Source organism: Hafnia sp. HMSC23F03 (genome assembly GCF_001816025.1).
Classification (GTDB): Bacteria; Pseudomonadota; Gammaproteobacteria; order Enterobacterales; family Enterobacteriaceae; genus Hafnia; species Hafnia paralvei.
On record NZ_KV824230.1, the window covers coordinates 114842 to 140150 of the forward strand.

Here is a 25309-nt window from a genome sequence, read left to right on the forward strand (position 1 = left end):
AACTCTTATTGGTTAGGATAAGCGTCAAAATGGACAGTCGCATACTCTTTTGCTGTAAAAATAACCAGATAAGCCAGCGTTAGGCTGATAGCGGCTTAAAAGTAATAAAATGGGTGGTTTTTAATCGATGGCGAGATTCCGCGCAAAGTGCGCGCCCGCTCTTATCGCAGCGGCGAATTTCCTTTATAATAGCCGCCTTTTTTCATCAAACATGTAATCTATCACTAGCTATGCCGATCTACGAATACGCTTGTAGCGACTGCAATCATCAGTTAGAGAAATTGCAAAAAATGTCTGATGCGCCGTTGGTTGATTGTCCGGCGTGTGGAAAGCCGACGCTGAAAAAACGCGTTTCTGCCGCAGGTTTCCAATTGAAGGGAACCGGATGGTATGCCACTGACTTTAAGCCAAAGTCAGTGAAGTCAGAGAATTAGAAAGCACTGAGTTAACTAGTTTAAATAGGGCTGCACAGGCAGCACCCACCCGGCCTACGTTCGGGTGCGGCATCGGTGAAGTATATAAGAAAGCCAAAGGATATCGTTATGCGTACTAATTATTGCGGGCAGTTGAATTTGTCCCATGAGGGTCAGGAAGTGACGCTTTGCGGTTGGGTACATCGCCGCCGCGATCTGGGTGGTTTAATCTTCATCGATCTGCGTGACCGTGAAGGCGTGGTACAGGTATTCTTCGATCCGGATCATCAGGAAGCGTTCCAGCAGGCTTCAGAGCTGCGTAACGAATTCTGCGTGCAAATCACGGGTACCGTGCGTGCACGTCCAGATAGCCAAAAGAATAAAGAGATGTCCACGGGTGAAGTGGAAGTGTTTGGTCACGCGCTGACTATCATCAACCGTTCAGAACCTTTACCGCTGGATTTCAACCAGACTAACAGTGAAGAAAATCGTCTCAAATATCGTTACCTTGACCTGCGTCGTCCAGAAATGGCGCAGCGTCTGAAAACGCGCGCGCGCATCACTGCGTTTGTGCGTCGTTTCATGGATAACCATGGTTTCCTCGACATCGAAACGCCGATGCTGACCAAGGCAACGCCTGAAGGTGCGCGTGACTACTTGGTTCCAAGCCGTGTACACAAAGGCAAGTTCTACGCATTGCCGCAGTCTCCACAGTTGTTCAAACAGCTGCTGATGATGTCTGGTTTCGATCGCTACTATCAGATCGTTAAGTGCTTCCGCGATGAAGACCTGCGTGCTGACCGCCAGCCTGAATTTACTCAGATCGATGTGGAAACTTCCTTCATGAGCGCAGAACAAGTGCGTGAAGTGATGGAAGAGCTGGCTCGCTCTTTATGGCAGGAAATCAAAGGGGTTGATCTGGGCAAATTCCCAGTGATGACGTTTGCTGAAGCCATGCGTCGTTACGGTTCCGACAAACCCGATCTGCGTAACCCGCTGGAACTGGTGGACGTTGCCGATCTGGTTAAAGACGTTGATTTCAAAGTCTTCTCCGGTCCAGCGAACGATCCTAAAGGCCGAGTCATTGCGCTGCGCGTTCCCGGTGGTGCACATCTGACGCGTAAAATCATTGATGAATACGGTCAATTCGTTGGCATCTATGGCGCCAAAGGTTTGGCGTGGATGAAGGTCAATGACCGTGCTGCGGGAATGGAAGGGGTTCAAAGCCCAATCGCTAAATTCCTGAACGCTGACGTTTTAGAATCTATTTTGGAACGTACCGGTGCACAAAGTGAAGACATCCTGTTCTTTGGTGCCGACACGAGCAAAATTGCTACCGATGCGATGGGTGCGTTGCGTCTGAAGGTAGGTCGCGAACTGAAGCTGACCAACGAAGATAGCTGGGCTCCGCTGTGGGTTATCGATTTCCCAATGTTTGAAGACGATGGTGAAGGTGGATTGGCTGCGATGCACCATCCATTTACTGCGCCACGCGATATCTCCCCAGCCGAGTTGAAAGCTCATCCCGTCGGCGCAATTGCAAACGCATACGACATGGTTATGAACGGCTATGAAGTGGGCGGTGGCTCTGTGCGTATCCATAACGGCGAAATGCAGGAAACCGTATTTGGTATTCTGGGGATCACTGAACAGGAACAGCGCGATAAGTTTGGCTTCCTGTTGGACGCGCTGAAATACGGGACTCCACCACATGCGGGTCTGGCTTTTGGTCTGGATCGCCTGGTGATGTTGTTGACCGGTACCGATAACATCCGCGATGTTATTGCGTTCCCTAAAACAACGGCAGCAGCGGATCCTTTGACCGATGCCCCAAGTTTTGCAAATCCTGCGTCATTGCAGGAACTCTCTATCTCTGTGGTTGCCAAAAAGGGCAGCGCAGACGAAGCAGAGAAAGCCTAATGGCATATAAGCGTCCTGAGTCGATTCTGGTGGTCATTTATGCTCGCCAGAGTGGTCGGGTGCTGATGTTACAGCGGCGCGACGATCCTGATTTCTGGCAGTCGGTTACCGGCAGTCTGGAAGAGGGCGAATCTGCGCCGCACGCCGCACAGCGTGAAGTAAAGGAAGAAGTGGGTATTGATATTACAGGTGAAAACCTGTCATTGACGGACTGTCAGCACTGTGTGGAGTTTGAGTTATTTGCGCATTTGCGCCATCGCTATGCACCCGGTGTGACTCGCAATTTGGAGCACTGGTTCTGTCTGGCGCTGCCGTCGGAGCGAGAGATCCCGCTGACGGAACATCTGGCCTATCAGTGGCTAGACGTTGAGCAGGCTGCCCAGCTCACCAAGTCGTGGAGCAACCGGCAGGCGATTGAAGAACTCGTTCATTGATTAAGTGCCTGTGTGGCAAATCGTTTAAAAGGTTCACTTTTGGCGTTTGCCACAATTTATCCTAACAGGCGTAAAGTTTGTCATTTTTAAAGCCCTACGGCTTTTACCGGAGAAACATATGGCAGGTCATAGTAAGTGGGCCAACACGAAACACCGTAAAGCTGCGCAGGATTCTAAGCGCGGTAAAATCTTCACCAAAATTATTCGCGAGCTGGTGACTGCTGCGAAATTAGGTGGTGGCGATCCGGGTGCGAACCCACGTCTGCGCGCGGCTATCGATAAAGCGCTGTCCAACAACATGACCCGCGATACGTTGAACCGTGCAATCGCGCGTGGTGTAGGCGGTGATGATGATACCAACATGGAAACCATCATCTATGAAGGATATGGTCCTGGTGGTTCTGCGATCATGGTTGAGTGCCTGAGTGATAACCGCAACCGTACCGTAGCTGAAGTGCGTCATGCCTTCACGAAGACGGGTGGCAATCTGGGAACGGATGGTTCTGTTTCTTACCTGTTCACCAAGAAAGGCGTTATTTCATACGCACCGGGCCTGGACGAAGATACCGTGATGGATGCGGCGTTGGAAGCGGGTGCTGATGACGTAGTGACCTATGATGACGGCGCTATCGACGTCTTCACCCCATGGGAAACGTTTGGCGAAGTGAAAGATGCGTTAGATGCTGCCGGTCTGGTTTCCGAATCCGCTGAAGTTTCTATGATACCTTCCACCAAGGCGGAAATGGATGCAGAAACAGCACCTAAGCTGATGCGTCTGATCGATATGCTAGAAGATTGTGATGATGTGCAGGAAGTTTATCACAACGGTGAAGTTTCCGACGAGGTTGCGGCTACTCTGGAATGAGTATCATCCTCGGGATTGACCCCGGCTCACGGATCACGGGATATGGTGTGATCCGTCAGGTGGGGCGAAAGCTCGAATATCTCGGCAGCGGGTGCATCCGCACCTCTGTCGATGATTTACCCACTCGTCTGAAGCTGGTATATGCCGGCGTTAGCGAGATCATCACCCAGTTCCAGCCTGATATTTTTGCTATTGAGCAAGTTTTTATGGCGAAGAATGCGGACTCGGCCTTAAAGCTAGGTCAGGCTCGTGGTGCGGCCATTGTGGCTGCCGTCAACGTTGATTTGCCCGTATTCGAATATGCAGCGCGGCAGATCAAGCAGACGGTCGTTGGAACCGGTGCTGCGGAAAAGGCGCAGGTTCAGCATATGGTGCGTTCACTGCTGAAGCTCTCTGCGAATCCACAGGCGGATGCCGCTGATGCGTTGGCTGTGGCGATCACGCATTGCCATGTCAGCCAGAACGCATTACGCGCGAGCCCAGCTCGGTTGAATCTTGCTCGTGGGCGTTTAAAGTAAATCAGATCGAACTATAATAGGCTGGATATTCATCCAGCCTTTTTTATGGTATAAGCTGTAAGTCATAATGAAAGAATTTACTATTTAAGAGGAATTGCGCGTGATAGGTCGTCTCAGAGGAATTATTCTGGAAAAACAGCCGCCAGAAGTGCTGCTGGAAGCCAACGGTGTAGGCTATGAAGTCCACATGCCGATGACCTGTTTTTATGAGCTTCCCGAGCTAGGAAAGGAAGCTATTATTTTCACTCATTTTGTGGTGCGTGAAGATGCGCAGTTGCTGTACGGTTTTAATAATAAACAAGAGCGCGCGCTGTTCCGCGAGCTGATTAAGGTCAATGGCGTGGGGCCAAAACTCGCGCTGGCAATTTTATCAGGCATGTCTGCCCAGCAATTTGTTACGGCAATTGAACGCGAAGAAGTGAGCACGCTAGTAAAACTTCCTGGCGTGGGTAAGAAAACGGCCGAACGTCTCGTGGTGGAAATGAAGGATCGCTTTAAAGGACTCACCGGTGATTTGTTCAATAATCATAGTGATTTGCCGGTACCAGCAGCGAAAAAACCTGCCAGCGAAATTGATGCTGAAGGGGAGGCGGTGTCCGCGCTGATTGCTCTTGGCTATAAACCGCAGGAAGCAAGCCGTATGATAAGCAAAATTGCCAAACCAGATGCAGATAGTGAAACGTTAATTCGTGATGCACTGCGCGCGGCGCTGTAATCGCCAATGAGGTAAATGAAGGATGATTGAAGCTGACCGTCTGATTACTGCGGAAGTGCAGAGCGAAGAAGAGATTATCGATCGTGCTATCCGTCCTAAAAGCCTATCTGAATATGTCGGGCAGCCACAGGTGCGTGGTCAGATGGAGATTTTCATCAAAGCGGCCAAGCTGCGCGGCGATGCGCTCGATCACTTGCTGATTTTCGGCCCGCCGGGATTGGGCAAAACGACGTTGGCAAATATTGTCGCGAATGAAATGGGCGTGAATTTACGTACCACATCTGGGCCGGTGCTAGATAAGGCGGGTGATTTAGCGGCTATGCTGACGAATCTTGAGCCCCACGATGTGCTGTTTATTGACGAAATTCATCGTTTGTCGCCGGTAGTTGAAGAAATTTTGTACCCAGCAATGGAAGACTATCAGCTTGATATCATGATTGGCGAGGGGCCAGCGGCAAGGTCTATCAAGATTGATTTGCCGCCCTTTACGCTGGTGGGCGCAACGACCCGAGCGGGTTCTCTGACTTCGCCGTTACGCGATCGATTTGGTATTGTGCAGCGTCTTGAGTTTTATCAGGTGGCTGATTTGCAGCATATCGTGGGCCGCAGTGCTCAATGCTTAGGATTGTCACTGACAGAAGAAGGCGCACACGAGGTGGCTCGTCGTTCACGCGGTACACCGCGTATTGCTAACCGTTTGCTGCGCCGCGTGCGAGATTATGCGGAGGTCTGCGCCGACGGCAATATTGATGCTGATGTGGCAACGCAGGCGCTGAATATGTTGGACGTTGATGCCGAAGGTTTCGACTACATGGACCGAAAATTGCTGCTGGCGGTGATTGATAAATTTATGGGGGGGCCCGTTGGACTGGATAACCTTGCAGCCGCTATCGGCGAAGAGCGAGAAACTATCGAGGACGTATTGGAACCCTATCTCATTCAGCAGGGATTTTTGCAGCGTACGCCGCGAGGGCGTATGGCAACCAATCATGCCTACAAACATTTTGGTATGACGCGCGAAGAGCCATAACCAGTGCTAAATAAAAAAGCCCGAGCATATTCAATGTCTCGGGCTTTTTGCTTTTACAGATATCTCACGTTAAACGCTTTGTTTTTTGCTCAGGCTGAGAATAAACATGGCGGTTGCGCATAGCACCACCGACGGCCCTGCAGGCGTATCGTAAAAGGCAGAGAAGGTTAGCCCACCGGTCACCGCTAGAATACCAATGATAACGGCAATGCTTGCCATTTGTTCCGGCGTGCGGGAAAAACGACGCGCGGTGGCAGCAGGAATAATCAATAGTGAGGTGATGATTAAAGCCCCAACAAATTTCATTGCCAAACCGATGGTTAACGCGGTTACCAGCATCAGTATCATGCGAACACGCTCAAGATTAACGCCGTCTACGTGGGCGAGTTCTGGGCTAATAGTGACGGAAAGCAGTGGGCGCCACTGCCACCACAGAATACCGAGAACAATGGCAACGCCAATCGCTATCATCACGATGTCGTTATAGGTAACCGAAAGCAGATCGCCAAATAAATAAGCCATGAGATCGACGCGTACATTCGACATCAAAGCGACTACGACAAGGCCTAGCGAAAGCGCACTGTGTGCCATGATGCCAAGTAGGGTATCCACGCCGAGAGTGGGGCGACGCTCTAGCCACACTAAGCCAATCGCCAGCAACAGAGTAACGACAATAACGGCGAAGAAAGGATTCACATTCAGCAATAAGCCAAACGCCACGCCAAGCAATGAGGCATGCGCTAGCGTATCACCGAAGTAAGACATGCGCCGCCATACGACAAATGACCCCAAAGGACCTGCGGTCAACGCCAGTAGCGCTCCCGCGATCCAGCCCGGAAGAAGTAACTCAATCATGACTGCTGACTCCCATTACTCTTCAAGATGATTTTTCCTTGTAAATCGTGGCGGTGGTTATGGTGGTGGCGATAAATAGCCAGCTGTTCTGCACCACGGTTGCCAAACATGGCAATAAATTCTGGATGCAGGGAAACCACCTCGGGAGTCCCCGAGCAGCAAATATGTTGGTTCAAACACAGCACTTCATCTGTTTTTGCCATAACTAAATGTAGATCGTGGGAAACCATCAATACCGAGCAGTTAAGCTCTTGCCTCAGCTGATTAATCAAATCATAAAGCGCAAGTTGGCCGTTAACATCAACTCCAGCAGTAGGTTCGTCTAATACCAGCAAATCAGGTTTGTTAAGCAAGGCTCTAGCGAGTAAAACGCGCTGATTTTCGCCTCCAGATAACTTCTGCATAGGCTGATTGAGCAGGTGTGCCGCGTGAACACGCTTTAGGGCGGGTAATACATCGTCTTTGCGCACACCGGGGCGCAGACGCATAAAACGGCTGACGGTTAACGGCAGCGTAGCGTCAAGGTGAAGTTTTTGTGGCACATAGCCAATGGTCAAATTATTGGCGGCGGTAATTGAACCTGATGTGGGTTTGACTAAGCCCAGCACCACGCGTACCAGCGTTGATTTTCCAGCACCATTCGGCCCAAGAAGCGTGAGAATGCGCCCCGGCTTCAGGTCGAGTGATATGTGTGATAGCACGTTGCGGGAGCCAAAACTCACCGTAATGTCCTTGAGAGATACCAAACTACTGTTATTTTGCAAACTACTATTATTTTGACTCGACATGTTTTTGCGTATTGCAGAATGAGTGAAATGTTATAATATAACGATCGCCCAAATTGACGAAGAGAATTTTGACATGATACACAAAAAAGCGTGGTTTAAGCGCACTATTATTGCCGCAGCATTGGTGACCAGTGCTGGTATCAGCTGCGCTCAGGCAGCGGTATTGACCTCAATACGTCCATTAGGATTTATTGCGTCGGCAATTGCTGACGGTGTGACTGAGACTGAAGTTTTGCTTCCAGATGGAGCTTCTCCGCATGATTATGCACTCAAGCCATCGGATATCAAACGATTGCGTGAGGCGGACCTTGTGGTATGGGTAGGGCCGGAAATGGAGGCTTTTCTGACTAAACCGACCCAACAGCTCGAAAATAACAAAAATCTGATGCTGTCAGGTCTGCCAGCCGTTCACAGCCTGCTTATCGCTGGCGATGACGATCATGACCACGACCACAAATCCGTAGAACCAGAAAGCAACACGGAAAAATCTGAAAATTCTGTTGCACATAATGTTACAAATGGCGCAGAGACTGCCTCCGAAGAGCATCACGATCACGATCATGGCCAGTATAACCTGCATATTTGGCTGTCTCCGGCCATTGCGAAACAGATCGCGATAGCGATACACGATAAATTATTGTTACAAAGTCCACAAAACAAAGACAAACTGGATGTCAACCTACGTAAATTCGAGGAACAACTAGAGCAGACGCAAAAAAATGTTGGTATGATGCTGCGGCCTGTGCAAGGTAAAGGCTATTTTGTCTTTCATGATGCCTATGGTTACTTCGAGAACACCTTTGGTCTGACTCCTTTAGGTCACTTCACGGTCAATCCCGAGATTCAGCCTGGCGCACAGCGTTTACATCAAATTCGAACACAGCTGGTTGAGCAGAAAGCCGTTTGCGTTTTCGCTGAGCCACAGTTCAGGCCGGCAGTAATCTCAGCGGTAGCGCAGGGGACAAAAGTCCGCCAAGGAACCTTAGATCCCTTGGGAAGCGCAATCGCACTGGGTGCTGATAGTTACATGAGGTTTTTAACTCAGCTATCACAACAGTATTTAAGCTGCCTGAACGGAGATTAAGAGGAACATCCGAGTGCAGCAGATAGCGCGATCTATCGCCCTAGCGTATAACAACTTGCCCCGACCACATCGGGTTATGCTAGGGTCACTGACCGTCATCACGTTGGCCGTCTCTATTTGGCGGCCATTCGTTTACCAACCGAACATTGATAGCGATAGCGCCACTGCCAAGATTATTCCTTTGGATAATCAACAGTTGCGAACCCTTGTCCCTGAAGCCAGTGAGCCACTGGATCAGCCCGCACCAGAAGATGAAGTTCCTACCGATGAATTAGACGACAAAGCGGATAACGATTCCGGTACTCATGATTACGTTGTTTCTACAGGCGATACGCTGGGTAGCATCCTGACGCAGTTTGGTATCGATATGTCAGAAGTGTCTGCGTTAGCTAAACAGAACCCCGCGCTGCGTAACCTGAAGATTGGTCAAACGCTTTCATGGGTATTGAATGACGCTGGCGAATTGCAGCAACTGACTTGGGAAGTCAATCGTCGCGAAACCCGCACCTACAATCTGGTTAACGGCAACTTCAAAGAGACAGTTGAATCTCAGCAGGGCGAATGGAAAAACAACGTTATCACCGGAACGCTCAACGGCAGCTTTGTGAATAGCGCTCGCGCAGCAGGGCTGAGCCGTTCCGAAGTGAACGCTGTTATCAAGGCGCTGCAGTGGCAAATGGATTTCCGCAAACTGCAGAAGGGCGATCAGTTTGCTGTGCTGATGTCTCGAGAAGAGTTGAATGGTCGTAGCGAACAGAGCCAACTTCTGGGCGTGAGAATGCGTACCGGTGGGAAAGATTATTACGCGGTGCGTGCAGACGATGGTAAATTCTACGATCGTCAGGGTAGCGGTTTGGCGAAAGGCTTTATGCGTTTCCCGACGACCAAACAATTCCGTGTTTCATCCAACTTCAATCCGCGCCGTGTTAATCCGGTCACCGGACGTGTTGCACCGCATCGCGGTGTTGATTTTGCGATGCCGGTAGGAACTCCCGTGTTGGCGGTTGGGGATGGCGAAGTGGTCATAGCGAAGCGCAGCGGGGCAGCCGGTAACTATGTGGTTATTCGCCACGGCCGCCAATATACAACGCGCTTTATGCACCTGAAAAAAATCCTTGTGAAGCCAGGGCAGAAAGTTAAACGTGGCGATCGTATCGCACTGTCAGGCAACACAGGGCGTTCTACTGGGCCTCATCTCCACTATGAATTCTGGTTGAATAATCAGGCGGTGAACCCGTTAACGGCGCAGTTGCCACGCTCCGATGGGTTGTCGGGTAAAGACCGCAGAGAATACTTAGCTCAGGTGCGTCAGGTTGTTCCACAGCTTCAGCTAGATTAAAATTCACTTCTTTCGCAAAACAGCCGGCTTTATTCTCCGGCTGTTTTTCTTTACGCAAGTAATGCGCAGGATAATGATTTGTCAGCCGTTATATCTAAAAAGTTAGATAAAAATTAATGTCAGACGGCTTAGGTATATAATTAGCTGATATTTGATGAAAGAGTTTTCGCATGGAAAAAGAACAACGGTCAAACGTGGAGTTTATTCCGCAGTTTGAGAAAAGTTTTTTGTTACCCAAATATTGGGGTGCATGGTTAGGTGTCGGCACGATGGTGGCGATGGCCTATTTGCCCGTGCGAGTTAGGGATCCCATCCTCGCGACCGTGGGCCGCTTGGCGGGTAAATTAGCGGGCGGGGCTCGTCGCCGTGCGCGAATTAATCTGTTGTATTGTTTTCCTGAATTAAGCGAAGCGCAGCGCGAAGAGATTATCGACCGTATGTTCGAGCGAGCGGGGCAGTCGATGTTTTTGATGGCCGAGCTTACGCTACGTGACCCACAGCGAGTGCTGAAGCGCACCCGCTGGCACGGTATGGAACATATTGACGCTTTGCGCGAGCGCGGTGGGAATGCCATCTTCTTGGTTCCGCACGGTTGGGCGGTTGATATTCCCGCAATGCTACTGGCTGCCCAAGGCCAGCCGATGGCAGCCATGTTTCATAATCAGAAAAATAAGATGATTGACTGGCTGTGGAATACTTGTCGTCGGCGTTTTGGTGGGCGTATGCATGCGCGTGATGATGGCATCAAGCCTTTCATCAGTTCAGTGCGTCACGGTTACTGGGGGTATTACCTCCCCGATCAAGATCACGGCGCAGAACACAGTGAGTTTGTGGATTTCTTCGCAACCTATAAAGCTACGTTACCGGCAATAGGTCGTTTAATGAAGCTGTGTCGCGCGCAGGTTATTCCACTGTTTCCAGTTTATGACGGCAAAACCAGCACGTTGGATATCTATATTCGTCCCCCCATGGATGATATTGCTGAGATGAACGAGCATGATATGGCGCGCAGGATGAACGAAGAGGTGGAACTCTTGATGGGGCCGCATCCAGAACAGTACACCTGGATACTCAAGCTATTGAAGACCCGCAAACCGGGCGAGATAGAGCCCTATAAGCGCAAAGACCTGTAGGCTAAAGCTGTTTCTCTACCGATGAAAAAGGGGCGCTATGCGCCCCTTGTGTATTTGAAGATTAGAACGTCTTATTCAACGCGCAGAATACGGCTAGTGTTCGTGCTGCCCACTGTCCCCATGACGTCGCCCTGAGTGACGATAACCAGATCGCCAGAAACCAAGAAGCCCTTATCACGAAGCAGGTTTGCTGCATCCTGAGCTGCGGCTACGCCATCGCTGGTGCTATCGAAATAAACCGGTGTCACGCCGCGATAGAGTGCAGTCAGGTTTAGCGTACGTTCCCGGTGAGACATGGCAAAAATAGGTAGGCCAGAGCTGATACGCGACATCATCAACGCGGTACGCCCCGACTCTGTCATGGCGATAATCGCAGTCACACCTTTTAGGTGGTTAGCCGCGTACATGCTCGACATGGCAATGGCTTCTTCAATGTTGTCGAACTGTACGTCTAAGCGGTGTTTAGACACGTTGATGCTTGGGATTTTTTCCGCACCCAGACAGACGCGCGCCATCGCCGCCACGGTTTCAGCCGGATATTGACCAGCTGCTGTTTCCGCCGACAACATCACCGCATCGGTGCCATCCAGCACGGCGTTTGCAACGTCCATGACTTCAGCGCGCGTTGGCATTGGGTTGGTGATCATGGATTCCATCATCTGAGTGGCCGTGATGACGGTACGATTCAATTTACGTGCGCGGCGGATCAACTGCTTCTGGATGCCGACCAGTTCAGGATCGCCAATCTCAACGCCTAAGTCACCACGAGCAACCATCACAACATCGGAAGCAAGAATGATGTCATCCATCGCTTCTTCGCTGCATACGGCTTCAGCACGCTCTACTTTCGCCACAATTTTGGCATCACAGCCAGCGTCACGCGCTAAACGGCGCGCATAGTTGATATCTTCACCGGTGCGAGGGAAGGAGACGGCCAGATAATCGACGGAAATTTTCGCGGCAGTGGCGATATCGGCGATGTCTTTTTCAGTTAACGCTTCGGCAGACAGGCCGCCACCTAACTTGTTAATGCCTTTGTTATTGGACAGCGGGCCACCCACGGTGACTTCGGTAAAGACTTTACTGCCTTTAACTTCGAGCACTTTTAGCTGCACACGACCATCGTCAAGCAGCAGGATGTCACCTGGGACAACGTCTTCTGGCAGGCGTTTGTAGTCGATACCGACTTTTTCTTTATCGCCTTCACCGGTGGTGAGATCGGCATCTAACAGGAATTTATCGCCGATGTTGAGGAATACTTTGCCTTCTTTGAACGTCGAAACGCGAATTTTTGGGCCCTGCAGGTCGCCTAGGATAGCGACGTGCCGCCCCAGTTTTGCTGCGATTTCACGGACTTTATTGGCGCGGGCTAAATGATCTTCAGCGCTGCCATGAGAGAAATTGAGACGAACAACGTTAGCGCCAGCTGAAATAATTTTTTCAAGATTATTATCGCGGTCGGTTGCTGGGCCTAAGGTGGTTACGATCTTGGTTCTTCTGAGCCGTCTGGACATGTGTAACTCCGTTGACATGTGAAGCATTGGTGTTGTTGCCAATACAACGAACAGGCAGTTGATTACGCATCCACGTTACACCCAGTGTTTTTCGAACTGGGCACATCAACTCATCAAGCCTGCTCGCATGAAACCGCAAAAGAGAGTGCATGCGGTTGATTGATACCAGTCTCTTCTTTATTTAGCAGAAAATGACCGATTATTTTTATGCTTTGGTGCCTGATTGTCGTTAAAACCGTTTCCTGCGCTGAATCCCTGTCATGTTCTAGTCAAAATGGTGGGGGAGCGCAAGTCCCTTATCAAAGCGCGATTCTTTCAACGCTTCTTTGACTCGCTTCAAGTTATCTCTGAATTTTGCACCTCTACGCAGCGTAAAGCCAGTCGCCAAGGCATCAATGAGTGTTAATTGAGCAATGCGCGAAACCATTGGCATGTAAACATCGGTGTCTTCAGGCACATCGAGCAGCAAAGGGAGTGTGGCTTCTAACGCCAGTGGGGTATCACGAGAGGTGATGGCAATAACCGTTGCGTCGTTCTCGCGGGCTAAATGCGCCATTTCTACCAAGCTTTTCGTTCTGCCAGTATGAGAGATGAGTACAACCACATCGCCTTCGTTTGAATTCATGCAACTCATGCGCTGCATGACGATGTCGTCGAAGTAAACCACGGGAATATTAAAACGGAAAAACTTGTTCATGGCATCGTGAGCCACTGCGGCAGATGCGCCTAAGCCAAAGAACGAGATTTTTTTCGCCTGCGTTAGCAAGTCTACTGCGCGATTAACCGCGGCCATATCAAGGTTATTCTTAGCCATTTCAAGGCTGGCCATCGCCGATTCGAATATTTTGCTGGTATAAGCATCAACGCTGTCAGTCTCTTCGACGTTTCGATTGACATATGGCGTCCCATTAGCAAGGCTCTGTGCTAGATGAAGTTTAAAATCAGGGAAGCCTTTGGTTTCCATGCGTCGGCAAAAACGGTTAACCGTGGGTTCGCTGACATCAGCCATTTTCGCCAGCGTTGCAATGCTAGAGTGAATGGCGGTCTGCGGTGCAGCCAAGATGACTTCGGCGACTTTACGCTCAGATTTGCTTAGTTGGTCCAGATTCGCCTGAATTTTGTCCAGCGTATTCATATACGAAATTCACTCATGAATGGTATACCCGTCATTTTTCAAATTGCAGGTGTGTTGGCTACTTTCGGGTTCCCGAATCACTTACTCTAGCCAGTGATTCCGGTCTTTCTCGCTTGCCGCTTTCCTGCATTTTTGAAATCTATCGGGTAAAGCGATTTCAAAGAAAGGAGAAATCTATGATTGTTTGGTGAAAATATACTACGAGCTGTAACTGCTTTGCAGCGAGATGATGCCGCTTGATGGGCTTTTTTTACCAGAGTATGACGTGTGTCTAACTTTCGATATGGTAATATTAGTTCAGTTTTGACAGAAAATTACATAATGTGTCTGTCATTACATGGCTTGCGGCAGGATTAAAGAAAATTTCATACCTTTTATGTATAAAATTTCAGCAAAAAAGCATGTTTACTGGCTATAGTCAAAAATAGTACATTAATCATGTAATAAAATTACAAGCATCCTGCAACGAGGAGATGAACATGGCGGTTACGTCAACAGCACAGGCCTGCGATCTGGTCATTTTCGGCGCAAAGGGCGATTTAGCCCGCCGTAAACTGCTGCCTTCCCTGTACCAATTAGAAAAAGCCGGTCATATCCATCCGGACACTCGTATCATCGGCGTGGGTCGCGCTGAATGGGATAAAGACGCCTACACCAAGGTCGTGCGCGAAGCGCTGGATACCTTCCTGAAAGAAAAAGTTGATGAAGAACTGTGGGCGACGCTAAGCGCGCGTCTGGATTTCTGTAACCTTGACGTTAACGATACTCAGCACTTTAAAAATCTCGCCAAGATGCTGGATCAGAAAAAACGCGTCACCATCAACTACTTTGCTATGCCACCAAGCACTTTTGGCGCGATCTGCCAAGGCTTGGGCGCTTCAGGTCTGAACAAAGAACCAAGCCGTATCGTGATGGAAAAACCGCTCGGTACCGATTTGGAATCCTCACGAGCCATCAATAATCAGGTGGCAGAATTCTTCGATGAGTCACAGGTTTACCGTATTGACCATTATTTAGGTAAAGAAACGGTTCTCAACCTGCTGGCGCTACGCTTCGCTAACTCGCTGTTTGCCAATAACTGGGACAACAGCATGATCGATCACGTGCAGATTACCGTGGCCGAGGAAGTGGGGATCGAAGGGCGTTGGGGCTACTTTGATAAAGCAGGTCAGATGCGCGACATGATTCAAAACCATCTGTTGCAGATCCTGACCATGATCGCGATGTCACCACCTGCGGATCTCTCGACTGACCGTATTCGTGATGAGAAAGTCAAAGTGTTGCGTTCATTGCGTCGTATCGATCACTCCAACGTGCGTGATACCACGGTGCGTGGTCAGTACACCGCGGGCTTTGTGCAAGGCAAAAAAGTTCCGGGTTACCTCGAAGAGGAAGGGGCGAATAAAAGCAGTAATACCGAAACCTTCGTCTCTATTCGCGTAGACATTGATAACTGGCGCTGGGCTGGCGTTCCATTCTACCTACGTACGGGTAAACGCCTGCCGTCAAAATGTTCTGAAGTCGTCATTTACTTCAAGAACCCGCCGCTCAATCTGTTCCGTGACTCTTATCAAGAGCTGCCACAGAACAAACTCACGATCCGCCTGCAGCCAGACGAAGGCGTCCAGATTGACATCCTAAATAAGGTGCCGGGTCTGGAACACAAACACCGCTTGCAAACGACTAAACTGGATCTGAGCTTCTCCGATACTTTCCATCAGGAACATCTGGCTGACGCATATGAGCGCCTGTTGCTAGAGGCCATGCGTGGAATTCAAGCGCTGTTTGTCCGTCGTGACGAAGTTGAGGAAGCATGGAAGTGGGTCGATTCCATTATGGAAGCGTGGGCCGCTGATAACGAATCTCCTAAACCTTATCAAGCCGGTACGTGGGGCCCTGTGGCCTCCGTTGCGATGATCAGTCGCGATGGCCGTGCATGGAATGAGTTCGAATAGTGCTCTAGACGGGCGTTTTCGAATGAGAGCAACACGAAGGCATAAACCTTCGTGTTGCATGATTCAGACAGTTTAGGAGAGGTTGAGATGGCACAGTTTAAAGAATTTCCGAGCGCACAAGCGCTCAACGAACAGTTTGCTGAGGAAATTGCCGCAGCTCTGAGCCACAGTATTGGCGCTCAGGGACAAGCGAGCCTAGTGGTGTCCGGTGGTCGTACGCCGCTAGGACTGTTCGAGGCGTTAACTCAGCAAGCCATTGAGTGGAGCAAGGTCACCATTACCTTGGCGGATGAGCGTTGGGTCGATGCAAATGATGATTCCAGTAACGAAAAGCTGGTACGTGAACATTTGCTAAAAGGCTACGCATCAGACGCAAAGTTTGTTGGTTTGAAGAATAGTCATGCCACCCCGTTTGCCGGAGCTGCAGACACCGAACAGGCGCTAAAAGTTATTGCGCGTCCATTCGATGTTGTGATCCTCGGCATGGGTGATGATGGCCATACCGCTTCGCTCTTCCCTGGGGCAGAGAATCTGTTCCCAGCTCTCGCGATGGATTCCGGCCGAGTCTGCATGGGGATGACCCCGCTGACCGCGCCGCTCGATCGTATCACCCTAACACTTCCGGCTCTGCTTAGTAGCCGTCATATCTACCTGCATGTGGTAGGTGACAGCAAGCGTGATGTTTATCAGCGCGCAATTCAGGGTACGGATGTGAATGAGATGCCGATCCGCGCCGTGTTACAGCAAACACAAACGCCGGTCGACATTTACTGGACGGCATGAGGCAGCAATGAACCCAACAGTATCCCGAGTGACACAACGCATTATTGAACGCTCCCGTGACAGCCGTGCGGCCTATTTGGCCAAAATCGAACACGCGCGTAGCAAAAAGGTACATCGTTCTCAGTTAGCCTGCGGCAACTTGGCACATGGTTTTGCCGCCTGTGGTCAAGAAGATAAAGCCTCTTTGACCAGCATGATTAAGAGCAACATCGGTATCGTGACATCCTTCAACGATATGCTCTCGGCGCACCAGCCCTACGAAACCTATCCGCAGCAGATCAAAGCAGCACTGCACACGGTAGGGGCTGTGGGACAAGTAGCCTCAGGCGTACCTGCAATGTGCGATGGCGTAACTCAGGGACAGGACGGCATGGAGCTCTCGTTGATGAGCCGCGAAGTTATCGCCATGTCGGCCGCTGTGGGTCTTTCACACAATATGTTTGACGGTGCGCTGTATCTCGGCGTGTGCGACAAAATTGTGCCGGGTCTGTTTATGGCCGCCATGTCTTTTGGCCATTTACCGACCCTGTTCGTTCCCGCCGGACCAATGCCGAGCGGTTTGCCGAACAAAGAAAAAGTCCGTGTGCGCCAGCTGTATGCGGAAGGTAAATTAGGCCGTGATGCGCTGCTCGAAGCCGAAGCCGCGTCCTATCATGCGCCGGGTACCTGTACATTCTACGGTACCGCAAATTCTAATCAGATGGTGATTGAGGTTATGGGTCTCCATCTGCCGGGAGCTTCCTTCGTCCAGCCAGATATGCCACTGCGCGCTGCGCTTACGGATGCGGCTGCACGTCAGGTTACTCGCATGACTGAAACCAGCGGCAACTACATGCCAGTGGGTCGTATGGTTGATGAAAAAGTGATTGTTAACGGCATTATTGCGCTGTTGGCAACCGGTGGATCGACTAACCATACTATGCACTTGGTCGCAATGGCGCGGGCGGCGGGCATCCATATCAACTGGGATGACTTCTCTGACCTGTCTGACGTAGTGCCGCTGATGTGCCGCATTTACCCAAATGGTCCAGCGGATATCAACCACTTCCAAGCGGCGGGCGGCGTACCTGTGTTGGTGCAGGAACTGCTGAAAGGGGGGTTATTGCATGAGGATGTGGAAACAGTTGCAGGGCACGGTCTGAGCCGTTACACCCAAGAGCCGTTCCTTGAAGATGGCAAACTGGTTTATCGTCCAGGTCCAACCCAATCGCACGATAACAATGTGATTGCCAGCTTTGATAAACCGTTTGAATCTCATGGCGGTACCAAAGTGTTAACGGGCAACCTTGGTCGCGCGGTGATGAAAACCTCGGCGGTTCCAGCCGACAACCAGATCATCGAAGCACCGGCGGTGGTCTTCCATAGTCAGCATGATGTCGTGCCAGCTTTTGAAGCGGGCAAACTGGACAAAGATTGCATCGTTGTCGTTCGCTATCAGGGGCCTCGCGCCATCGGTATGCCAGAGCTACATAAACTGATGCCGCCGTTGGGCGTATTGATGGATCGCGGTCTGAAAGTGGCATTGGTCACCGATGGTCGTCTGTCCGGCGCATCGGGCAAGGTGCCTTCCGCGATCCACGTGACGCCAGAAGCCTACTCCGGCGGCCTGCTGGCGAAAGTGCGTGACGGCGATATGATCCGCCTGAATGGTAAAACCGGCGAGCTGACCTTGCTGGTGGATGAGGCTGAACTGGCAAACCGCGAGCTGGTTCACCCAGATCTGTCTGCGCTGCATGACGGTTCAGGTCGTGAAATGTTTGCCGCGCTGCGGGAACAACTCTCTGGCGCTGAAGAGGGCGCTAGCTGTATCAAATTCTATTGATGAAACCACGTGGGTCGCATCGCGGCCCGCGTTAACGATTCTTTTTGGCGTTGTATACCTAAATAATTAGAGCTACATCATAGCTGTATGCAAATGATTCCGATGAATTGATTCAGGTCAGTGGTTCGGAAGGCATGCTGCGAATACTGATGCAGCTGTAAGGATGACGGGGACGGCAAGGTTTTTCGGTTTGAAAACGACAGCGCCAGCCATAACTATCAGCCGCAAGGCACAGTGGAGATAATAAACAGATGAAAAACTGGAAAGTAAGCGCCGAGTCAATCATGACCGCAGGCCCGGTTGTACCTGTAATCGTAATCAAAAAATTGGAGCAGGCGGTGCCGTTGGCAAAAGCCCTGATTGCCGGTGGTGTGCGTGTATTGGAAGTGACGCTGCGTACCGAGTGTGCGGTTGAAGCTATTCGTCTTATTGCGAAAGAAGTACCAGAAGCTATCGTGGGCGCGGGTACCGTTACCAATGCTAAACAGCTTGCAGAAGTGACCGAAGCGGGTGCTCAGTTTGCTATCAGTCCAGGACTGACCGCTGACCTGCTGAAAGCAGCCACTGCGGGTTCAATCCCACTGATCCCAGGTATCAGCACGGTTTCTGAACTGATGCTGGGTATGGATCATGGTCTGAAAGAGTTTAAATTCTTCCCAGCTGAAGCAAACGGCGGTGTTAAAGCATTGCAGGCTATCGCAGGCCCATTCTCTCACGTTCGCTTCTGTCCAACTGGCGGTATCAACCCACAAAACTATCGCGATTATCTGGCACTGAAAAGCGTGTTGTGCATCGGTGGTTCTTGGTTGATCCCGAACGATGCGTTGGACAATGGCGACTATGCACGCATTACTGAACTGGCTAAAGAAGCCGTTGCCGGTGCAAAAGCGTAAAATATTTTGTCCATATTGCGTGAGCACCTAAAGCGTTGCTTTATGCATAGCGCGTGATAGTTAAGCAATGCTAACTTGTTGAGGCTCCACAGAAATCAAGCCGCCAAATCTTGGCGGCTTTCTTTTTTAATTATCTAACTTGCTTATTTATATTCATTTTTCTAAGAAAACTTGTCAAAACGGGGTTTGCTTAATAAAATTGCCTATGATACAAATAATGCAGTTAATTAAACCTGATGAGGACACTGAACAAACCGTATGGTAGGGAGTAGGTACGGGGGGAAGATGTAAACTATTATGAAAACTCACAATCGCTTGATGATTAAAACTTCTACATATCTCTTATTCATTTCTACAACGCTGTCTAGTGAACATCACTGGTGTAGCGAGCTTTAGCTTCTCTCTCCACTCTCGGTAGCTGATAAAACCAGCGGCTTAACCTGATGCTGTCTGCATTTATCCTAACCGAATAATTCTTACCGATTCGCATTTTACGCTGGAATATCAATAACGGTTTTCCAAAGTGTAATTTAGACGCCGTGCGCCAATTTACGGGCATGCTAGCGCTAAAAGTTAAAAAATAGCGGGTCGAATAAAAAATAAAACTCTGTGGAGAGAAAAATGATTTATTGGATCTTTTTGGCATGTGCCATCGTGGCCGAAATTATCGGTACACTGTCAATGAAATGGGCGAGTCTAAGCGGTGGTATGACGGGCAACATCGTTATGCTAGTGATGATCACCATTTCTTACATCATGCTTTCGTTTGCGGTGAAGCGCGTTGCTTTGGGCGTGGCTTACGCATTATGGGAAGGCATCGGTATTCTGTTTATTACCCTGTTCAGCGTGCTGTGGTTTGATGAAAGCATGTCCCTGATGAAACTGATGGGCTTGGCAACGCTGATTGCGGGTATCGCGCTGGTTAAATCGGGTACGGTAAAAACAAAAAAATCCCCTGCGAAAGCAGGTGAGCAGAAAAGCACCGTAGCAGCGAAAACCAAACCTGCGCAGTCAAAAACAAACGTAACAGGAGGCAATCATGCAACAGCTTGAGTGGTTCCATATCGCGTGGTTAGCATTAGCCGTAGTACTCGAAATTTTAGCCAACATATTTCTTAAGTGGTCGGACGGTTTCCGCCGTATCTGGATGGGACTGCTATCCTTAGCGGCGGTGCTGGGGGCATTTAGCTCTCTGGCACAGGCGGTTAAAGGCATCGAACTGTCGGTCGCCTATGCGCTGTGGGGCGGTTTTGGTATCGCCGCTACCGTTGCTGCCGGATGGATTTTGTTCGGTCAACGTCTGAATAAGAAAGGTTGGGCGGGGCTAACGCTGTTATTGGCCGGTATGATTATGATTAAACTGGCTTAATGGTTTTGACGTAAAATGAAAGGCTGCCAAATGGCAGCCTTTTTTGTCTCTTAACGCTGGGGTTTGATGCGGATTAAACCTTCTATTGCCTGTTCTAGATAGCGACGAGGGCAACCCAAATTTAGTCGGATAAAGCCAGAGCCGTGAGGGCCAAAACCCGCGCCCATTGACGGCGCGATACCCGCGCACTCTGTCATGATCCTCTTTAACTCGTCATCGCTAACGTTTAGCGAGCGGCAGTCCATCCAGATAAGATAGGTTCCCTGAGCTGGAGATATCTTCGCCCATGGCAAATGCGTCTTAACCTGTTCAACAAACCAATCTCGATTAGCGGCCAGATAAGCTAGCATTTCGTCCAGCCATTGGGCCGAACTGCGGTAAGCTGCGCTGGCGGCCTCCATAGAAAGAGCATTGAAAACGTCCAAGCCGTGGGCGTTTAAACGCTCAATGAAGCGAGTTTTTATCTCGTTATTAGGGATCAGGAAGTTGGATATCCGTAACGAAGATAGACCAAAGGTTTTGCTGGCAGAGGTCGCTGCAATCACGCGTGAGTGCCAGCGTTCGCCCAGATGTAGCACTGAAGTAAATGTTGAACCGGGTAATAACAAGTCGGCCCAAATTTCGTCGGACAGCACGGTAACATTATATTTTTCACATAAGGTCAGAAGCTGGGTCAGCTCCTCTTTAGACCAGCAGCGGCCAGTAGGATTATGCGGGTTACACAGGAGAAACAACGTCGGTTTTTGCTCACGGAACACCGTTTCTAACTGTGCATAGTCCATGACGTAGCCCAGTGTTTCATCTTCAACTAACGGGTTTTCGAGTAGTTTTCGTTGATTCAGCTGGATAATCTTCGCAAAGGAGCCGTAGTAGGGGCCTTGAACGACCACGCCGTCGCCCGATTGGCTCAGCATTTGGATTAATAAAGACAGGCCAGGAACCACGCCTTCAATGCTACAAATCCAATCGGGGCTAATTTCCAACTGGTGGCGACCGGCAAACCAGTTGATAAGCGCGGCGTAGTAGCCCTCATCACGCTCGCTGTAGCCGAAGACACCATGATCGACGCGATTGTGTAGCGCTTCAAGCACCTTCGGTGGGCAGGCAAAGTCAAAGTCTGAAACCCACATCGGCAACAAATTATGCGTTTGCATATTCTGATAACGATCCATGAAGTCCCATTTTACAGAACCAGTCGCATGGCGATTGATGATCAGGTCAAAGTTAGCTTCCATTATAAATTCTCCTCGCGGCTTTGTTCTGCCATTGGTGCAGGCTGTGCTTTAGCAATACCAAAGCCGGTAAATCCATAAATCAGGGCAAAGAAAATAGCTGAGTAGCATTGCACCGCCCAAGGCAATAAATCGAGAGTGCTTACGCCGAGCGTGGTTGCCATATAGACACCTGCAGCGGTCCATGGGATCAACGGTTCAATGACAGTACCGGCGTCTTCGATGGTGCGGGACAGGTTTTTAGTATCCAGCCCCATGCGGCGATAGGCATCCTGATAAAGTTCGGCGGGAACCAGCAGAGCCAGTTTGCCGTCGCTGGTGGCGCCGGTAACAAGGATAGTGGTGCCGATAGTGGCTGCAATCAGTTGGCCGACGGAGTGAATAACGGTTAACAGACGGTTGATGATAATGGTGAGTGCGCCGGTGAGCGTTAGCGCTCCGGCAAACGAGAATGCGCAGAACACCAGCAGAATTGTGCTCATCATAGAGAACAATCCACCGCGGTTTAGCAGGCGAGGGACGTCAGCAATAATACCTTCGGAACCTTGTGGGAACATCGACAGGTTGAAACCGTCCATGAAGGCATCAAGTCCCTGCTTAACGCTCAAACCTTGTAGCCACACACCAAGAATAATGGCGAGAACGCAGGCCGATAGCATTAATGGAATAACAGGTTTTTTACTGATCGCGCCCCACAGCACAATAACGGGTGGCAGAATCAGCACAATATTGAAATGGTAAAGACCGTCTAGCGCATTGATAATATCGGTGACGCGCTGCGGCGTTGCCACTTCCCCCATCATGTTACTGTGTCCGGCGATCAAATAGACGATGGCGGCCAGAATAAAGCTAGGGATGGTGGTGTACATCAAATGCTGGATATGCTCAAACAGCGTGGTATCGGCAACGATAGCCGCGAAGTTAGTGGAGTCAGACAGCGGAGATATTTTGTCGCCAAAGTACGCGCCTGAAACTACTGCACCCGCCGCCGCCGCTAAGGGAACATCCAGCCCAGAAGCCACACCCATCAAGGCAACACCCACGGTACCGGCAGAGCCCCATGATGTCCCTGTACAGACAGAAACCACGCTAGTCAGGAAGAAGGCGGCAATAAGAATATACTGCGGGCTGATGAGTTTTAGCCCCCAGTACACCATATAAGGGATCGTGCCGCTGAACATCCATGTACCGATGAGGCCGCCGACGCAGATGAGGATCATCACCACCGGCATCGCTTTCGCCAGTTTGCTAACGATGGAGTTAATCACATCATCCCAGCAGTATCCCTGCCAGTAGGCTAAACCTGCGGCGATGGCGGCGGAACATAAAAGCAGCGGTTCGATACGTAATCCCATTACGCCATAGCCCACGATGAGCAGCGTCAGCATGGAAATTATGGGGATTAAAGCCAGCCCTAGAGAGAGCGTTTTTTTGTCGTTGTTTTCTTTCGCATTCATGATCGTGCTCCAGATTTGTAGGATTGGCTTAGCGTAAAGGGAATGGGGCTCTTCAAATGTGATCGACAGAAAGCTGCTATGTAATCGCTTACATGACAAATTAAAATGAGAGATACATCACGGTTGTTAGCATTGACGACCCAATTTACTCGCTTAAACAAATCACTGAGTCGCGCTCGATAAGCCCCGCTTCGAATCGTAGGGAGCGAGGAGGGGGAGTCTGTTGCTGGGAAAGTTGTATGGCAAGCATGGCGGCACGACGAGCCATTCGTTCAACAGGATAGTGCATGGTCGTTAGCGCAGGATAGAGATAACGTGCTAAGACCACATCGTCAAAGCCTATTAGCGAAAGCTGTTCGGGTAACCGAATATCACGCTGATGTAATGCGCGCATCATGCCGGCGGCCATCACATCGTTAAATGTGAAGGCTGCGGTGAACGGGACTCCGCTATCTAACAGTTTTTGTGCGGCGATTTCGCCGCCTTCTTCATCAAAGGGAACGCTGATAATCCAACTTTTTTCCGGCATGATGCCGTACTCTGACAGCGCCATGCGGTATCCTTCGAGCCGTTGCTGCCGATCGTCAATCGGTAAATCCGAAGTGATGCAAGCAATGCAGCGATGACCTTTTTGTAGCAGATGGCGGGTAGCTTCGCGCGCCGCTGATAGATTATCCAACCATACACATCGATTAGCTGATGACGCGATATAGCGATTAACGATCACCATGGCGGGAGAATGGGCGCTGTAGCGAACCAGTTCTTGATCAGACATGCGGGTTGCATGAACCACAATCGCTTCGCAGCCTTGGTTAATCAGGAAATCCAATCCGGATTTCTCAAGTTCGGCTTGGTGACCACCGCTGCATACCATGAGACGGAAACCTTGCTGTCGGGCAACTTCCTCCACTCCGCGAGCTAAGCGGGCGAAAAAAGGATCGGCTAAATTACCCGTTAATAGCCCTAGCATGTCGCCGCTGCGTTTGGCCAATGCCAGTGCAGCGGCGTTACGCCGATAATTCAGGTCGCGCATGGCTTTTTCCACTCGCTCTCTGGTTACCGGCTCAACGTACGATGTCTGATTGATCACTCGCGATACGGTGGCGGTTGAAACACCGGCACGCAGGGCAACATCTTTCATCGTGGCCATGAATTAACGCGCCGCAATAATTTTGATTTCAACTTTGTACTTAGGGTTCATCAGTTTAGCTTGAACCGTACAGCGCACAGGGGCTTTACCTGCCGGAACCCAAGCATCCCAAGCGGCGTTCATGGCTTGGAAATCATCACCGTCGGCTAGAAAAATAGTCGCGTCGAGAATTCGAGTTTTATCAGTCCCTAGCTGATTCAGGATCATATCAATGGCGGCTAATGCGTTAGCGGTCTGCGACGTTGCGTCATCATCCAGATTCTCGGGAACGCTGGTGTAATAGATGGTGTCATTGAATACGGTGGCGTCAGACCAGCGCTTTTCTGGATTGATACGTTCGATAGACATAGATAACTCCTTGTAGTGTTGATGATTTATACCCTTCATGCATGAAGCCGCCTCTGCGCTGAAGGCCGAGTAGTGCGCTCCAAAAGACCAAGGCCAATTCTGATCTAGCGCCTATTATTTGGGGTATAACAATATATTGAGTATATCGAAAACCGATGAAAAACACTGCTTTCTGCGGCAAGTATGTGGCATTCTCAATAGTGACAGACAAGAAATAGAAAACATAAGGAGTCACAGATGACCGTATTATTGCAAATCGACTTTAAAATGCCGGCAGAAATGTTGGGTGAGCGTTTGGCCGAACTGGCAACGCCGCTGGCACAAAGCATCACTCAGGAGCAGGGTTTTATCTCAAAAATCTGGACTGAAAATGTTGATACTGGCGAAGCCGGTGGGATCTATCTGTTTAACGATAAAGCGAGTGCCGAGCAGTACGCTGCGATGCATATAAAACGTGTTGCGCAAATGGGGGCAACAGATATTCGCAGCCGCATTTTTGATATTAATATTCCACTCACTCATATTACGCGTGGCAATCTTAAGCCTGCGGGGTAAGC

At 50.1% G+C, this 25309-nt stretch carries 25 protein-coding genes; 17 read left to right on the plus strand and 8 right to left on the minus strand.

Annotated elements, in window-relative coordinates; translation table 11 throughout:
• Positions 1-230 precede the first annotated feature (230 nt).
• The 7 genes from HMPREF3091_RS22225 (at position 231) to ruvB (ending at position 5895) form a co-directional block, all read left to right on the plus strand.
• A complete protein-coding gene (locus HMPREF3091_RS22225; RefSeq protein ID WP_004090264.1) occupies positions 231-434 on the plus strand; it encodes an FmdB family zinc ribbon protein in 204 nt (67 codons plus the stop codon).
• A 108-nt stretch (positions 435-542) separates the two neighbouring features.
• Positions 543-2333: an aspartate--tRNA ligase gene (gene aspS / locus HMPREF3091_RS11695; protein WP_070716022.1), complete on the plus strand. Its 1791-nt coding sequence runs from the start codon at positions 543-545 to the stop codon at positions 2331-2333.
• Positions 2333-2767, plus strand: a complete 435-nt coding sequence (nudB, locus tag HMPREF3091_RS11700; RefSeq protein WP_004090258.1) for a dihydroneopterin triphosphate diphosphatase — start codon at positions 2333-2335, stop codon at positions 2765-2767. The genes aspS and nudB overlap by 1 nt, the downstream gene beginning before the upstream one ends.
• 118 nt (positions 2768-2885) lie before the next feature.
• A complete protein-coding gene (locus HMPREF3091_RS11705; protein ID WP_035502351.1) occupies positions 2886-3632 on the plus strand; it encodes a YebC/PmpR family DNA-binding transcriptional regulator in 747 nt (248 codons plus the stop codon).
• Positions 3629-4150 (plus strand): crossover junction endodeoxyribonuclease RuvC, encoded by a 522-nt coding sequence (gene ruvC, locus HMPREF3091_RS11710; RefSeq protein WP_004090254.1) that lies wholly within the window; start codon positions 3629-3631, stop codon positions 4148-4150. Before HMPREF3091_RS11705 ends, ruvC begins: the two co-directional genes overlap by 4 nt.
• A 100-nt stretch (positions 4151-4250) precedes the next feature.
• Positions 4251-4865, plus strand: a complete 615-nt coding sequence (ruvA, locus tag HMPREF3091_RS11715) for a Holliday junction branch migration protein RuvA (protein ID WP_070716023.1) — start codon at positions 4251-4253, stop codon at positions 4863-4865.
• A 22-nt stretch (positions 4866-4887) separates the two neighbouring features.
• Positions 4888-5895, plus strand: a complete 1008-nt coding sequence (gene ruvB / locus HMPREF3091_RS11720; protein ID WP_070716025.1) for a Holliday junction branch migration DNA helicase RuvB — start codon at positions 4888-4890, stop codon at positions 5893-5895.
• Positions 5896-5964: 69 nt separating this feature from the next.
• Here ruvB and znuB read toward each other — a convergent pair whose 3' ends face one another.
• Complete coding sequence (gene znuB / locus HMPREF3091_RS11725; RefSeq protein WP_004090248.1) at positions 5965-6750, minus strand: zinc ABC transporter permease subunit ZnuB; 786 nt, start codon at positions 6748-6750, stop codon at positions 5965-5967.
• Entirely contained in the window at positions 6747-7538 is a 792-nt protein-coding gene (gene znuC / locus HMPREF3091_RS11730) for a zinc ABC transporter ATP-binding protein ZnuC (protein WP_070716026.1), read from the minus strand. The genes znuB and znuC overlap by 4 nt, the downstream gene beginning before the upstream one ends.
• Positions 7539-7611: 73 nt before the next feature.
• Between znuC and znuA the strand changes: the two genes are divergently transcribed.
• From znuA to lpxM, 3 genes are all read left to right on the plus strand, one after another.
• On the plus strand, positions 7612-8622 hold the full coding sequence (gene znuA, locus HMPREF3091_RS11735; RefSeq protein ID WP_070716027.1) for a zinc ABC transporter substrate-binding protein ZnuA: 1011 nt from the start codon (positions 7612-7614) through the stop codon (positions 8620-8622).
• A 13-nt stretch (positions 8623-8635) separates the two neighbouring features.
• Positions 8636-9961, plus strand: coding sequence for a murein DD-endopeptidase MepM (gene mepM, locus HMPREF3091_RS11740; protein ID WP_035502345.1), 1326 nt, complete (start codon positions 8636-8638; stop codon positions 9959-9961).
• A 170-nt stretch (positions 9962-10131) separates the two neighbouring features.
• Positions 10132-11094, plus strand: a complete 963-nt coding sequence (gene lpxM, locus HMPREF3091_RS11745) for a lauroyl-Kdo(2)-lipid IV(A) myristoyltransferase (RefSeq protein ID WP_070716030.1) — start codon at positions 10132-10134, stop codon at positions 11092-11094.
• A 71-nt stretch (positions 11095-11165) separates the two neighbouring features.
• On the opposite strand, the gene pyk is transcribed toward lpxM, so the two are convergent.
• Both pyk and HMPREF3091_RS11755 read right to left on the minus strand, forming a co-directional pair.
• Entirely contained in the window at positions 11166-12608 is a 1443-nt protein-coding gene (gene pyk / locus HMPREF3091_RS11750; protein ID WP_008813309.1) for a pyruvate kinase, read from the minus strand.
• 265 nt (positions 12609-12873) lie between these two features.
• The gene (locus HMPREF3091_RS11755) at positions 12874-13743 is read right to left on the minus strand and encodes a MurR/RpiR family transcriptional regulator (protein WP_004090236.1); all 870 of its coding nucleotides are present in this window, start codon (positions 13741-13743) and stop codon (positions 12874-12876) included.
• A gap of 479 nt (positions 13744-14222) precedes the next feature.
• Here HMPREF3091_RS11755 and zwf point away from each other — a divergent pair, with 479 nt between their 5' ends.
• The 6 genes from zwf (at position 14223) to mdtI (ending at position 20565) form a co-directional block, all read left to right on the plus strand.
• Positions 14223-15698 carry a glucose-6-phosphate dehydrogenase gene (gene zwf, locus HMPREF3091_RS11760; RefSeq protein WP_035502342.1) on the plus strand — a complete coding sequence of 492 codons (1476 nt, stop codon included), beginning with the start codon at positions 14223-14225 and terminating at the stop codon, positions 15696-15698.
• 87 nt (positions 15699-15785) lie between these two features.
• On the plus strand, positions 15786-16481 hold the full coding sequence (pgl, locus tag HMPREF3091_RS11765; protein WP_070716031.1) for a 6-phosphogluconolactonase: 696 nt from the start codon (positions 15786-15788) through the stop codon (positions 16479-16481).
• 7 nt (positions 16482-16488) lie between these two features.
• Positions 16489-18303: a phosphogluconate dehydratase gene (gene edd, locus HMPREF3091_RS11770; protein WP_004090233.1), complete on the plus strand. Its 1815-nt coding sequence runs from the start codon at positions 16489-16491 to the stop codon at positions 18301-18303.
• A 251-nt stretch (positions 18304-18554) separates the two neighbouring features.
• Positions 18555-19196 (plus strand): bifunctional 4-hydroxy-2-oxoglutarate aldolase/2-dehydro-3-deoxy-phosphogluconate aldolase, encoded by a 642-nt coding sequence (locus tag HMPREF3091_RS11775; RefSeq protein WP_004090231.1) that lies wholly within the window; start codon positions 18555-18557, stop codon positions 19194-19196.
• Positions 19197-19817: 621 nt separating this feature from the next.
• Complete coding sequence (gene mdtJ / locus HMPREF3091_RS11780) at positions 19818-20249, plus strand: multidrug/spermidine efflux SMR transporter subunit MdtJ (RefSeq protein ID WP_004090229.1); 432 nt, start codon at positions 19818-19820, stop codon at positions 20247-20249.
• A complete protein-coding gene (mdtI, locus tag HMPREF3091_RS11785; RefSeq protein ID WP_004090227.1) occupies positions 20236-20565 on the plus strand; it encodes a multidrug/spermidine efflux SMR transporter subunit MdtI in 330 nt (109 codons plus the stop codon). The genes mdtJ and mdtI overlap by 14 nt, the downstream gene beginning before the upstream one ends.
• A 50-nt stretch (positions 20566-20615) precedes the next feature.
• Here mdtI and HMPREF3091_RS11790 read toward each other — a convergent pair whose 3' ends face one another.
• The 4 genes from HMPREF3091_RS11790 to HMPREF3091_RS11805 all read right to left on the minus strand — a co-directional run bounded on the left by HMPREF3091_RS11790 (position 20616) and on the right by HMPREF3091_RS11805 (position 24752).
• The gene (locus HMPREF3091_RS11790; protein ID WP_070716034.1) at positions 20616-21800 is read right to left on the minus strand and encodes a MalY/PatB family protein; all 1185 of its coding nucleotides are present in this window, start codon (positions 21798-21800) and stop codon (positions 20616-20618) included.
• The gene (gene nhaC / locus HMPREF3091_RS11795) at positions 21800-23254 is read right to left on the minus strand and encodes a Na+/H+ antiporter NhaC (protein WP_004090223.1); all 1455 of its coding nucleotides are present in this window, start codon (positions 23252-23254) and stop codon (positions 21800-21802) included. Before nhaC ends, HMPREF3091_RS11790 begins: the two co-directional genes overlap by 1 nt.
• Before the next feature lie 145 nt (positions 23255-23399).
• The gene (locus HMPREF3091_RS11800; protein ID WP_004090221.1) at positions 23400-24404 is read right to left on the minus strand and encodes a LacI family DNA-binding transcriptional regulator; all 1005 of its coding nucleotides are present in this window, start codon (positions 24402-24404) and stop codon (positions 23400-23402) included.
• A gap of 3 nt (positions 24405-24407) precedes the next feature.
• Positions 24408-24752, minus strand: a complete 345-nt coding sequence (locus tag HMPREF3091_RS11805) for a RidA family protein (protein WP_025801958.1) — start codon at positions 24750-24752, stop codon at positions 24408-24410.
• Between the two features lie 237 nt (positions 24753-24989).
• Here HMPREF3091_RS11805 and HMPREF3091_RS11810 point away from each other — a divergent pair, with 237 nt between their 5' ends.
• Complete coding sequence (locus HMPREF3091_RS11810; RefSeq protein WP_004090217.1) at positions 24990-25307, plus strand: monooxygenase; 318 nt, start codon at positions 24990-24992, stop codon at positions 25305-25307.
• Positions 25308-25309 lie beyond the last annotated feature (2 nt).